This window comes from Streptomyces sp. NPDC029164, assembly GCF_055563995.1.
The window spans coordinates 1-12139 of sequence record NZ_JBVHWW010000024.1; the positions used below are offsets into that span (position 1 = coordinate 1).

Annotated in this window: 11 protein-coding genes; 4 read left to right on the forward strand and 7 right to left on the reverse strand. The window is 72.9% G+C overall.

Going from position 1 to position 12139, the window contains the following annotated elements:
* Positions 1 to 108 precede the first annotated feature (108 nt).
* The gene (locus tag ACZ4VT_RS22905; protein ID WP_467952210.1) at positions 109 to 1095 is read right to left on the reverse strand and encodes an MTH938/NDUFAF3 family protein; all 987 of its coding nucleotides are present in this window, start codon (positions 1093 to 1095) and stop codon (positions 109 to 111) included.
* Between the two features lie 163 nt (positions 1096 to 1258).
* On the opposite strand from ACZ4VT_RS22905, the gene ACZ4VT_RS22910 reads away from it, so the two are divergent.
* A complete protein-coding gene (locus ACZ4VT_RS22910) occupies positions 1259 to 1645 on the forward strand; it encodes a VOC family protein (RefSeq protein WP_362814835.1) in 387 nt (128 codons plus the stop codon).
* A gap of 23 nt (positions 1646 to 1668) precedes the next feature.
* On the opposite strand, the gene ACZ4VT_RS22915 is transcribed toward ACZ4VT_RS22910, so the two are convergent.
* From ACZ4VT_RS22915 to ACZ4VT_RS22925, 3 genes are all read right to left on the reverse strand, one after another.
* Positions 1669 to 2859 (reverse strand): GDSL-type esterase/lipase family protein, encoded by a 1191-nt coding sequence (locus ACZ4VT_RS22915; protein ID WP_467952212.1) that lies wholly within the window; start codon positions 2857 to 2859, stop codon positions 1669 to 1671.
* 280 nt (positions 2860 to 3139) lie between these two features.
* On the reverse strand, positions 3140 to 4759 hold the full coding sequence (gene aceB / locus ACZ4VT_RS22920; RefSeq protein ID WP_467952214.1) for a malate synthase A: 1620 nt from the start codon (positions 4757 to 4759) through the stop codon (positions 3140 to 3142).
* Between the two features lie 252 nt (positions 4760 to 5011).
* The gene (locus tag ACZ4VT_RS22925; RefSeq protein ID WP_467952216.1) at positions 5012 to 5623 is read right to left on the reverse strand and encodes a nucleotidyltransferase family protein; all 612 of its coding nucleotides are present in this window, start codon (positions 5621 to 5623) and stop codon (positions 5012 to 5014) included.
* A 237-nt stretch (positions 5624 to 5860) separates the two neighbouring features.
* On the opposite strand from ACZ4VT_RS22925, the gene yczR reads away from it, so the two are divergent.
* Complete coding sequence (yczR, locus tag ACZ4VT_RS22930) at positions 5861 to 7348, forward strand: MocR-like transcription factor YczR (protein WP_467952218.1); 1488 nt, start codon at positions 5861 to 5863, stop codon at positions 7346 to 7348.
* Between the two features lie 43 nt (positions 7349 to 7391).
* Here the strand turns inward: yczR and ACZ4VT_RS22935 are convergent, their stop codons facing one another.
* Both ACZ4VT_RS22935 and ACZ4VT_RS22940 read right to left on the reverse strand, forming a co-directional pair.
* A complete protein-coding gene (locus ACZ4VT_RS22935) occupies positions 7392 to 8027 on the reverse strand; it encodes a response regulator (RefSeq protein ID WP_467952220.1) in 636 nt (211 codons plus the stop codon).
* Between the two features lie 2 nt (positions 8028 to 8029).
* Positions 8030 to 9256: a sensor histidine kinase gene (locus ACZ4VT_RS22940; protein ID WP_467952222.1), complete on the reverse strand. Its 1227-nt coding sequence runs from the start codon at positions 9254 to 9256 to the stop codon at positions 8030 to 8032.
* A 134-nt stretch (positions 9257 to 9390) separates the two neighbouring features.
* Here ACZ4VT_RS22940 and ACZ4VT_RS22945 point away from each other — a divergent pair, with 134 nt between their 5' ends.
* Together ACZ4VT_RS22945 and ACZ4VT_RS22950 are read left to right on the forward strand one after the other, a co-directional pair.
* Complete coding sequence (locus ACZ4VT_RS22945) at positions 9391 to 10476, forward strand: ABC transporter permease (RefSeq protein WP_467952224.1); 1086 nt, start codon at positions 9391 to 9393, stop codon at positions 10474 to 10476.
* Positions 10473 to 11189 carry an ABC transporter ATP-binding protein gene (locus ACZ4VT_RS22950; protein ID WP_467952226.1) on the forward strand — a complete coding sequence of 239 codons (717 nt, stop codon included), beginning with the start codon at positions 10473 to 10475 and terminating at the stop codon, positions 11187 to 11189. The genes ACZ4VT_RS22945 and ACZ4VT_RS22950 overlap by 4 nt, the downstream gene beginning before the upstream one ends.
* A gap of 121 nt (positions 11190 to 11310) precedes the next feature.
* On the opposite strand, the gene ACZ4VT_RS22955 is transcribed toward ACZ4VT_RS22950, so the two are convergent.
* Positions 11311 to 12114, reverse strand: a complete 804-nt coding sequence (locus ACZ4VT_RS22955) for an IclR family transcriptional regulator (RefSeq protein ID WP_467952227.1) — start codon at positions 12112 to 12114, stop codon at positions 11311 to 11313.
* Between the last annotated feature and the right edge of the window lie 25 nt (positions 12115 to 12139).

Consider the following 12139-nt stretch of genomic DNA (forward strand, 5'->3'; position numbering starts at 1 on the left):
CCCCCCCCCCCCCCCCCCCCCCCCCCCCCCCCCCCCCCCCCCCCCCCCCCCCCCCCCCCCCCCCCCCCCCCCCCCCCCCCCCCCCCCCCCCCCCGTGCGCGCACCCGGTCAGCAGGTCGAGTGGAAGAGGCCGGCGACCCGCTCGGTGGCGGCCAGCCGGTTGTAGACCTCCACGGCCGCGGTCGTCTCCGCCACGTGCGCCTCGACCCCGGCCGCCCGGAGCACCTCCAGCGTCTGCGGGGCGATTCCGAGGCGCTTGTCCATGCCCTGGCTGAGCACCACGGCCGTCACCCCCAGGTCGAGGAACTCGCGCACCTCCTGCGGCCGGACGCCGGGCTCGTGCCGCGTGCCGTGCTCGGACCAGTCCCAGGGGCGGCCGCCACCCGGGTAGAGCCTGAAGTCCTTGCCGGGGGCGAGCCCTTCGGCCTCGACCCGGCCCCACGAGAGGTGCGTGATGCGCGGGGAGCGCTCCGGAGCCGGCACCGGCACCGGCACCGGCTCCGGGGGAGTCCACAGCATCAGGTTGCTCATCAGCTCGGCCTGTTCGATCGCGTCGTCCAGGGCGTGGTGCGTGTGGCGCCGCCGCGACAGCAGTGCGCGGGGCATCCGGCCCTTGACCGCGGCGCGCAGCGGCACCCGCGCCTTCGTCGCGTACAGGGTCTTCATGTCCAGGCAGCCCGAGTGGCCGAAGGGGCTGTCCCCGCCGAAGCGCATCAGGTACCAGTACAGGAAGGTCCAGTCGAAGGGGGCCGGGTAGCCGCACATCACCGGCTGGGCCCCGGCCTCGGCCGACACCTCCCGCACCCAGGTGCGGAACTCGTCCATGGCCGTCGCCGGGTCGGCGCCCTCCCGCAGCAGCCGGTCGCGGTCCAGCCCGCTGACGGCGAGCGCCTCGGGCACGTACGCCTCGCTGATCGGCCGCAGCTCCCGGTAGAAGGTCTGCCGTTCCGGATCGGCGGCCGTATACGACGCGCCGTCCTGCCGGCCGGCGACCGCCGCCCCGAAACTGATCATCGAGTAGGGGCCGGGGATGGGTCCGTCGGCCTCGACGTCGACGGAGATGTAGAGGCTGGGACGTGCGGTGCGGGCTGCCATGCGCGAGAGCATGCCAGCCCGCGCCGCGCCGTTCATCCGGATTCACGGGGGTCCCACGCGGAGTGACCGGCCGCGGACGGTCCGCGCACCCTCCCGTCGGTCGACGGCCGACGCCCTCGGGAGGAGGATGGAGAGCGGGGAGCGTCGGAGCGAAGGAACGGTCATGTTCGCAGACACCAAGGCATTCAGCGGATTCTCCGTCGACGACCTCGGCAGGGCCAAGGAGTTCTACGAAGGCACCCTCGGCCTGCGCGTCTCGGAGAACAAGGACATGGGCCTGCTGTCGCTGCACCTGGCGGGCGACAACACGGTCATGGTCTACCAGAAGGACAACCACGAGCCCGCGAGCTTCACGATCCTCAACTTCCCCGTCGACGACGTCGACCGGGCCGTCGACGAACTCACCGGCCGGGGCGTCCGGTTCGAGCGCTACGAGGGCTTCGACACGGACGCCAAGGGCATCGTCCGGGAGGCGGAAGGCGGGCCCACCATCGCCTGGTTCAAGGACCCGGCGGGCAACGTCCTCTCCGTGCTGGACGGTTCCTTCTAGCGCCTCCCGCCCCCGCGCGGGCCTCAGGAAGCCGGGGTCAGGAACATCCCGGTCTGGTCCCCGCCCGCGGTGTTCTTGCAGCTGAAGCCGGAGCTCGCGGGCTGGGCGACGACCAGCGCGAGGCAGCGGCCGGCCGCCAGCTGGCCGAAGTAGTTCGGATGCATGGACTCCTGGATCAGGCCCTGCGACTCGTTGTTGTCGATCCAGCGCGCCCACTCGCTCGTCTTCGCCGAGGCCGGCACCGTGGAGCTCACCTGCTTGCTCGCCTTGGCGCACACCTCACGGCCCTGCATCATGTCCCGCAGGTCCAGGAACTGCACGCCCTTGGCCGCGGCGACCCCCTTGATCCGGTTGGCCATCTGCGGCACGAGCGAGTCCCGCGCCCAGTCCGAGTCCCGGTTCCAGAACGGACAGCCGCCCGTGTTGAGCCGGCTCCAGTCGCTCTGGGTGTACCGGTTCTCCGCGCTCCGCGGGATCGGCGACGGGTAGGACTGCAGCACGATCCGGTACGAGGAGTCGGCGTACCCGGCCGCGCGCATCACGGCCCGCACCTCGTCGACGGACTTGCCGACCTTGCCCATGACCGCGTCGATCTTCTGGTCGACCCCGTACTGCTGATTGTCGTAGCAGTACGAGTTCCAGATGACGAAGTCGAGCGCGCAGTCCTTGATGATGTCGGCGAAGCCCAGGTCGTTGCCGCCGATGGACAGCGCGATGACCTTGACGTCGTGGCTCGCGGCCACCGCGGCGAGCTGGTCCGCCTGCGGCGCCTCGCCCTTGAAGGCGACGCCGCCGTTGGAGGCGCGGAACACGTTGTCGGAAACCGCCCCCGAACAGGCCAGATTCACGGCGACGTCGGCGATCGCCCCGGCGCTGCGCACCTCGGCGGAGTCGGAGCGGTGACACCCGCCGGCCGTGCTCCCGTACACCTTGCCGGGATCGTAGGTGCTGCCGCTGACCCAGCCCCGGTCGGTCCCGTTCCTGCTTCCGGTGTTGGTGAGGGTGTTGCCCTTCCAGCGTCCGGCCTCGCCGGAGATGTAGCTGTCGCCCATGGACACCACGGCGGTGGGTCCGGTCCCGGGGCTGGCCACGGAGGTCCCGGCGCCGCCGGCCACCAGCGCGCCCGCGGCGAGCGGCAGGACCAATCCGGCCCCGGCCAGTCGTCGCACCCGACTGCGGTACCGGTCCCTGCTGACGTTGCGGAATCCGATCACTGCGGAACTCCTGCGTTTTCGGCCATGCCGAAGTCGGCAACGACTCCGTTGCGTGGCTGGGAAAGTGGGGGTACCGCCGGCCGGTGGCATCGGAAAGGTGACACGGGCCCACTTGTTACCGCTAGGTACAGTGACGTTACGAACGAGTAACAACCGATCGGTCGTTCGGGAGTCCGCTCCTCCTGTTGTGGAACGCAAACGGCTCCGCCCCCGTGCCGTGAAGGCGACGGGGGCGGAGCCGGCGGGTTCGGCCGCTGTGCGAGTCAGCCGAATCCGGGGATCAGCCGACCAGCTGGTCGTACGCGGGGAGCGTGAGGAAGTCCGCGTAGTCCGCGTCCAGGGAGACCTGGAGCAGGAGGTCGTGGGCCTGCTGCCACTTGCCGGCCGCGAAGGCCTCCTCGCCGACCTCGGCGCGGATGGCGGTCAGTTCCTCGGCCGCGATCTTGCGGGTCAGCTCGGCGGTGGCGGTCTCGCCGTTCTCGAACACCACGCCGGCGTTGATCCACTGCCAGATCTGCGAGCGGGAGATCTCGGCGGTGGCCGCGTCCTCCATCAGGCCGAAGATGCCGACGGCGCCCAGGCCGCGCAGCCAGGCCTCGATGTAGCGGATGCCGACCTGGACCGCGTTGCGCAGGCCCTCGTACGTCGGCTTCGCGTCCAGGGAGTCGATCGCGATGAGCTCGCCCGCGGCCACCGAGACGTCCTCGCGCAGCCGGTCCTTCTGGTTCGGCTTCTCGCCGAGGACCGCGTCGAAGGAGGCCATCGCGATCGGCACCAGGTCGGGGTGGGCGACCCAGGAGCCGTCGAAGCCGTCGCCCGCCTCGCGGTCCTTGTCGGCCTTGACCTTCTCGAAGGCGACCTTGTTGACCTCGGCGTCCTTGCGGGACGGGATGAAGGCCGCCATGCCGCCGATGGCGTGCGCGCCGCGCTTGTGGCAGGTGCGGACCAGCAGTTCGGTGTACGCCCGCATGAACGGGGCGGTCATCGTCACCGCGTTGCGGTCCGGCAGGACGAACTTCTCGCCGCCGTCACGGAAGTTCTTCACGATGGAGAAGAGGTAGTCCCAGCGGCCCGCGTTCAGGCCCGCCGCGTGGTCGCGCAGCTCGTAGAGGATCTCCTCCATCTCGTACGCGGCGGTGATCGTCTCGATGAGGACGGTGGCGCGGACGGTGCCCTGCGGGATGCCGACGTAGTCCTGGGCGAAGACGAAGATCTCGTTCCAGAGGCGCGCCTCCAGGTGCGACTCCGTCTTCGGCAGGTAGAAGTACGGGCCCTTGCCGAGGTCGATGAGGCGCTTCGCGTTGTGGAAGAAGTACAGGCCGAAGTCCACGAGCGAACCGGAGGCCGGGCCGCCCTCGAAGCGCAGGTGGCGCTCCTCCAGGTGCCAGCCGCGCGGCCGCATCACGACGGTGGCGAGCTGGTCGGCGGGCTTCAGGGCGTACGCCTTGCCCGTGCGCGGGTCGGTGAAGTCGATGCGGCGCTCGTAGGCGTCGATGAGGTTGAGCTGGCCGAGGACGACGTTCTCCCAGGTGGGAGCGGAGGCGTCCTCGAAGTCGGCGAGCCAGACCCTGGCGCCCGAGTTCAGGGCGTTGATGGTCATCTTGCGGTCCGTCGGACCGGTGATCTCCACACGACGGTCGTTCAGCGCGGCCGGGGCCGGCGCCACCTTCCAGTCGCCCTCGCGGACCTGTGCGGTGTCCGGGAGGAAGTCGAGGGTGGAGGTCCGGGCGATCTCGGCACGGCGCTCGGCGCGGCGGGCGAGGAGCTCGGCACGGCGGGGGGCGAACCGCCGGTGGAGCTCGGCCACGAAGGCGAGAGCCGCTTCGGTGAGGACTTCGTCCTGCCGGGGCAGGGGCTCGGCGTCGACGATGGCCAGCGGGGACGGCGCTGGTGCGGACATATCTGTCACTCCTTCAGCGGCGGTGCCTGGCGGCCGCGGGGGAATGCTCGCGCGAGACGGCACGCAGTGCCGTCGGGTGTGGAGAGTTCCGGAATACGGTCGCGGGCGCCGTCTGGGGGTTCAGGGCGCTTCTGACCAGTGGATAGTAATTTCCTCATGGTGGAAGTTCAATGGTTTGTTGATATCGAGATTCTCTGAGTCGACAGATTCCACTTCCCGGTGGCCCTCAGTGCCATCGCCGTCACGCCGTGCTCAGAGGAGACGCACCAGGTCGGGCGGTGTGTCGATGTCGAAGGCCTCCGCGATGTCCGAGCACTCCACCAGCATGAGCTCTTCGGCGTGTCGTGCGAGATGCACGCGCGCGCCCCTGTCGCCCGTCGCCGTCGCCGCGATGTCCGCCCAGCGCTCCGCGCCGAACAGCACCGGGTGGCCGCGCACCCCGTCGTACGCCGCCGCCACCAGGCTCGCGGGGGAGCGGTAGGCCTCCCGGACCCGGGCCACGGCCGCCGGGCCGATGCCCGGCTGGTCCACCAGCGAGACCAGGGCCGCGCGGGCGCCCGTACCGGCCAGCGAGGTGAGCCCGACCCGCAGGGAGGAGCCCATCCCCTCCGCCCATTCCGGGTTGTCCACGACCACGCAGCCGGTCAGGTCGGCCCGCTCGCGGACCTCGGAGGCCGAGGCCCCGAGCACCACGTGCACCGGGCCGCAGCCCGCCTCGCGCAGCACCCGTACGGCGTTCTCGACGAGCGGGCGGCCGCGGTAGGGGAGCAGGGCCTTGGGCCGCCCGCCGAGCCGGCGGCCGCCGCCGGCCGCCAGGAGCAGGCCCGCGATCATGGGTGAAGCGGAGGGGGAGTTGGCTGGCATGCCACCGATTCTCGCTCCTGTACGGAGTCCCGCGAGCGCCGCGCCAGAGTGCGGCGTACGGAGTCCAGCACGGCCCCGATGCGCAGCGGCCGGGAGACCCGGTTCTCGGCGGCAGCCAGCAGGGCACGTTCGTCACGGTCGGTCAGCATCTCGCCGTCTCCTTGCCAATAGGGGGCCAATACGGCGAGTCTGGTCCTCGATTGGCCTGGCCGTCAGAGCCAATCAGGGGAGGTTGGCATGGCAAACGGGCGAGTGGTCCAGACAGCGGACAGAACCATCGGCAGCCGGCAGCTCGCCGCCCTGCTGCCCGCGGAGGTCCTGGCCCGCCCCGGCTACCGGGCGCTCGCCGACGCCGTCCGCACACTGATCCTCGACGGCCGGATCGCCCTGCACGTCAGGCTGCCCGCCGAACGCGAACTCGCCGAGGCCGTCGGCGCCAGCCGGGCCACCGTCACCGGCGCCTACGACCTGCTGCGCGAGAGCGGCTACGTCCGCAGCCGGCGCGGCTCCGGCACCTGGACCGAACTCCCCGACGGCCACCGCCCGGTCGGTGCGCACGCCATCGTCGGGGGGATCGGCGGCCGCCCGGACGGCGAACCGGGCATCGACCTCGCCATCGCCGCCATGGGCGCCCCCGAAGGCAGCCTGGCCGAGGCCTTCGCCTGGGCGGCGCCCCGCCTGCCCCAGCTCGCCCGCAGCCCCGGCTACCACCCGTTCGGCCTGCCCGACCTGCGGACCGCCGTCGCCGAGCGGTTCAGCCGGCGCGGACTGCCCACGCGCCCGGAGCAGATCCTGCTCACCTCCGGCGCCCAGCAGGCCTTCAGCCTGGTCGTCAGCCTGCTCTGCCGGGCCGGAGACCGGGTCGTCACCGAGAGCCCCACCTACGCCAACGCCCTCGACGCCCTGCGCCACGCGCGGCTGCGCACCGGTTCCATCGCCGTCTCCGACGCGGGCTGGGACATGGAGATCGCCGAGTCCACCCTGCGCCAGACCGTGCCGAGGATGGCGTACGTGATCCCCGACTTCCACAATCCGACGGGCGCGCTGATGCCGCCGGAACAGCGGCTGCGGCTGCTCGCGGCGACCCGTGCGACCGGGACGTGGCTGGTGGTCGACGAGACCATCGCCGACATCGCGCTGGACGTGCCGGCGCCCGCGCCGCTGGCCTCCCTCGCGCCGCGCGGCGGCGCGGACCACGTGATCACCATCGGCTCGCTCAGCAAGACGCACTGGGGCGGCCTGCGCGTGGGCTGGATCCGGGCCACCGCGAAGATGATCGCCGAGCTGACCGCGGTACGGGTCTCGGCCGACATGACCGGCTCGGTCCTCGACCAGCTGGTCGCGCTCCCGCTGATGGACGACATGGACCGGGCCCTGCCCGCCCGCCTGGCCCAGCTGAGGATCCAGCGCGAGGCCCTGGTGCAGGCCCTCCAGCGGCACACGCCCGAATGGTCCTGGCAGGTCCCGCCGGGCGGGCTCTCGCTCTGGGTCGACCTGGGCGAGGCGGTCAGCTCCGCCCTGGCCGAGCGCGCCGCGGCCGCCGGCGTGCACATCGGCCGCGGCGCCCGCTTCGGGGTGGACCCGGGCACCTTCGAACACCGGCTCCGGATCCCCTACACGCTCTCCGCGGACCGCCTGGACGAGGGCGTGCGCCGCCTCGCGGGCGCCTTCCACGACGGGATCCCGCTGCCGTCGGCGGTGGACCGCCCGCACTGGGTGGCCTGAACCCCGCGATCCGGCGGCCCGGGTCCGTCACGGCGTGCTCCGCTCACGGCGTCCGGATCAGGCGGCGGGTCGCGGCGGCCGCGACCGCCGAGGTGCGGGAGTCGACGCCGAGCTTGGCGTAGATGTGCACCAGGTGGGATTTGACCGTGGCCTGGCTGAGGAAGAGCTTCTTCGAGATCTGCTGGTTCGACAGGCCGTCCGCGACCAGCTGCAGCACCTCCAGCTCCCGCTTCGTCAGCGCCTCCGCCGGGGTCCGCATCCGGTCCATCAGCCGCAGCGCCACCGCCGGGGCCAGCGCCGACTGACCCGCGGCGGCCGTCCGTACCGCCGCCGCCAGTTCCTCCGGCGGGGCGTCCTTCAGCAGGTAGCCCGAGGCGCCCGCCTCCACCGCCGCCAGGATGTCCGCGTCCGTGTCGTACGTGGTCAGGACCAGTACCCGGGGGGAGCCCGGGCGGGCGGTGATCAGGGCCGTCGCGTCGGAGCCGTGCATGCCGGGGCCCGGCCCGAACTGGAGGTCCATCAGGACCACGTCCACCGGCTCGGAGCCGGCCAGCTCCACCGCCCGCTCGGCGGTCGCCGCCTCGGCCACCACCGCGAAGTCCGCCTCCGTGTCCAGCACCGCGCGCAGTCCCGCCCGGACCACCGGATGGTCGTCGGCCAGCAGCAGCCGGATCGTCATCGTCAGACCTCCAGGGGCAGCGGCAGGGTGACGGCCACGGCGGTGCCCTGGCCCGGGCCGGACTCCACGGTGAACAGCCCGCCCAGGGTCTCGGCGCGCGAGCGCATCGCGGGCAGCCCGAAGCCGCCGTCACCGGAGGCCGACGCGGCCGAGGCGGCCGGGGAGGGGTCGAAGCCGTGCCCGTCGTCCACGACGTCCAGCGTGACCGAGGCGTCCATGAAGGTCAGGGTGATCTCGGCGCGCCCGGCCCGCGCGTGCCGCACCACATTGGCCAGCGCCGACTGCGCGATCCGCAGCAGCGCCACCTCGTACGGGGTGGGCAGCACCCGCGGGCTGCCGCTCAGCGAGAACCGCACCCGCGGCCCCGGCACCCCCGCGCACAGCCGCTCCAGGGCGGCGGCGAGCGATCCGTGCTCCAGGTCCGGCGGGGTCAGGGCCCGTACGAAGCGGCGCGCCTCGGCGAGGTTCTCCTGGGCGGCCTCCCGGGCCCGGGCGATGTGCTCCAGCGCCGGAGCCTCCTCGGGCAGCGCCCGCTCGGCGGCCCGCAGCAGCAGCTGGATGGAGGACAGCCCCTGGGCGAGGGTGTCGTGGATCTCCCGGGCGAGCCGCTCCCGCTCGGCCAGGATCCCGGCGCCCCGCTCGGCCGCGGCCAGCTCGGCCCGGGTGGTGATGAGCTCCTCGATCAGCTCGCGGCGGCGCTCGCTCTCGCGGTACAGCGCCTGGTAGCCCAGTACGGTCGCCACCGCCACGGCCCCGCCCAGCAGCGGCCCCAGGAACGCCCCGGGGGTCGCCGCGCTGCTGTGCGCGAGGAACCCGCCGATGGCCGCGCAGGCGGTCAGCGCGACGGCCGCGACGCCCCAGCGCAGCCGCAGCAGGTGCAGCTCCAGGAAGTACAGCGGGAAGGCGATCCACAGCCCGTCGGGGGAGACCACCAGCAGCGCCGCCCAGGCCGCGCCGAGCCCCGCCAGCCACACCGCCCCGGCGCGCGGCGAGCTGTGCACGGCGGGGGCCCGTACGCCGCCCGCGTACACGGCGGCCAGCACCGCGCAGGCGGCGATCACCCAGCCGGCGCGGGGCGCGGAGTCGGTCACGGCCCGCCCGGCGGCGAGCGCGAGCAGCCCGAAGAACAGCGCGTGCAGGCACAGCCGCAGCACCTTCGACACCGGGGTGAGGGAGCGGGAAACGGGGAGGCGGGAAACGGAGGGAAGAGGGGCAGCGGCAGCAGTCATGGCGGGACCAGCGTAAGTCGGGCCCGCCCGGCCCCGGTCAACCGAAAGTTTGATGTACCGGTGCGCCCTTCGATACGAGGATCCCTCCTGTGGCGCGATGCCTTGTGTCCACGCGGAACACCAAGGTGGGGAACATGTTCGTCGCATGGAGAGATCTACGGTTCGCCAAGGGACGCTTCGCCCTGATGGGGTCGGTCGTCCTGCTGATCACGCTGCTGGTCGGCCTGCTGTCCGGGCTCACCTCCGGCCTGGCCCGGGAGAACATCTCGGCCATCACCGGCCTGCCCGCCTCGCACCTGGCCTTCGCCGCGCCCGCCGGGGACCAGAAGGTGTCCTTCACCAACTCCCAGGTCCCCCAGTCCGCCTGGCTGGCCTGGCGCAAGCAGCCCGGGGTGACCTCGGCGGAGCCGCTCGGCATCCGCACCACCAACGCCGTCTCGGGTGAGCGCACCGCCGCCGTCTCGGTCTTCGGCGTGGATCCCGCCGGCCGGCTCGGGCCGCGGAACGCGGGCCTCACCCAGGGCCGGGTGGTCCTCGCCGAGAAGGCCGCGAAGGAGCTCGGCGGCCTCACCGCGGGCGCCAAGCTCAAGATCGGGCCGCTGGAGCTGACCGTGGCCGCCGTCTCCGGGACCGCCGCCTACAGCCACACCCCGGTGGTCTGGATGGACCTCAACGACTGGCAGCGCATCGGCAACCCGGGCACCTCCATCGACACCCTCGCCACCGTCGTCGCCGTCTCCGGCGGCGGCCTGGACCTCGCGGCCGCCGACGGGGCCGCCGCGACCAAGGCCCAGACCGTCGACGAGGCCCTGGGCGCCATAGGCTCGTACCAGGCCGAGAACGGCTCCCTCCAGCTGATGCGCGGCTTCCTCTTCGTCATCTCCGCCCTCGTCATAGGGGCCTTCTTCACGGTGTGGACCATCCAGCGCAGCGGCGACATCGCCGTCCTGAAGGCACTGGGTGCCTCCACCCCTTACCTGCTGAAGGACGCCCTCGGCCAGGCCGTGGTGATCCTCGCCACCGGCACCGGGCTGGGCACCGCGCTGGCCGCCGGCTTCGGCGCGCTGATCAGCGGCGGGGACGTGCCCTTCGTGCTCGACGCCGCCACGGTCCTCGTCCCCGCCGCGATCATGATCGTGCTCGGCGCGCTGGGCGCGGCCCTGTCCATCCGGCGGATCACCGCCGTCGACCCGCTGACCGCCCTCGGGAGCGCCCGATGACCCTGCTCGTCCACGACGTCACGCTCACCTACCCCGACGGCGAGAGCCGGCTCACCGCCCTGGACGCGGTCCGCCTGGAGGTGCCCGCCGGCACCCTGACGGCGGTGATCGGACCCTCCGGCTCCGGCAAGTCCAGCCTGCTCGCGGTCGCCGCCACCCTGGTCACCCCGGACTCCGGCCGGGTCGTCGTGGCCGGCCGGGACACGGCGGGGCTCAGCGCCGCCGAGAAGTCGGCCCTGCGCCGGGAGGAGATCGGCATCGTCTTCCAGCAGCCGAACCTGCTGGCCTCGCTGACCGCCGCCGAACAGCTCCAGGTCATGGCGCACCTCTCCGGGCGCTCCAAGGCCCCGCGCCGCCGCGCACTGGAGCTGCTGGACGCGGTGGGGCTGGCGGACAAGGCCGACAAGCGGCCGCACCAGCTCTCCGGGGGCCAGCGCCAGCGGATCAACATCGCCCGCGCCCTGATGAACGAGCCCGCCGTGCTGCTGGTCGACGAGCCGACCAGCGCCCTGGACCACGAGCGCGGCGCGGCCGTGCTCGACCTGCTGGTCACGCTGACCCGCGAGCGCTCCACCGCCACGGTGGTGGTCACCCACGACCACGCCCACCTGGAGCGGATGGACCGTACGGCGACGATGGCCGACGGCCGCCTGACGCCGCTCCCGGAGCCGGGTGCCGAACCCGGCGCCCTGAGCGGCGTACGGGCCTCCTGAGGGGCGTACGAGGGCCCGCACGCCCTCACCTACGCCGCCACACGCCCGCCCGCACGCGAAGGCCCCGGCCGTTCCTCGATCCGAGGGACGGCCGGGGCCTTCGCGTCCGGGCGTGTACCGCCTAGGCCGGGGTCTGGTTGGACAGGGCCACCGACAGCTCGGCGGCGACGCCCTGCAGGATCGGCACGAAGGACTCGGCCACGGCCTCGGTGACCCGGCCCGCCGGGCCCGAGATGGAGATCGCGGCGGCGGTCGGCGAGTTCGGCACCGAGACGGCGAGGCAGCGGACTCCTATCTCCTGCTCGTTGTCGTCGACCGCGTAGCCCGCCTTGCGGACCTGCTCCAGCGCGTCGAGGAAGCCCTCGGGCGTGGTGATGGTCCTCTCGGTCGCCGCCGGCATGCCGGTGCGCGCGAGGAGGGCGCGTACCTCGTCGGCGGGGGTGTGGGCCAGGAGCGCCTTGCCCACGCCCGTGGAGTGCGGCAGCACCCGGCGGCCGACCTCGGTGAACATGCGCATGGAGTGCTTGGAGGGCACCTGGGCGACGTAGACGATCTCGTCTCCGTCGAGCAGGGCCATGTTCGCCGTCTCGCCGGTCTCCTCGACGAGGCGGGCGAGGTAGGGGCGCGCCCAGGTGCCCAGCAGCCGGGACGCGGACTCGCCGAGGCGGATCAGACGCGGGCCGAGGGAGTACCGTCGGTTGGGCTGCTGGCGGACGTAACCGCACGCCACCAGCGTGCGCATCAGGCGGTGGATCGTGGGCAGGGGCAGACCGCTGGCGGCGGAGAGCTCGCTGAGGCCGACCTCGCCCCCGGCATCGGCCATGCGTTCGAGCAGATCGAAGGCGCGCTCAAGGGACTGGACGCCACCGCTGGCGGCAGGGGTCTTTGAGGAAGCGTCGGTGGTGCTGGCGCTGGACGTCGGCACGGCGCGGTCCTTTCGGTGCTGGCAG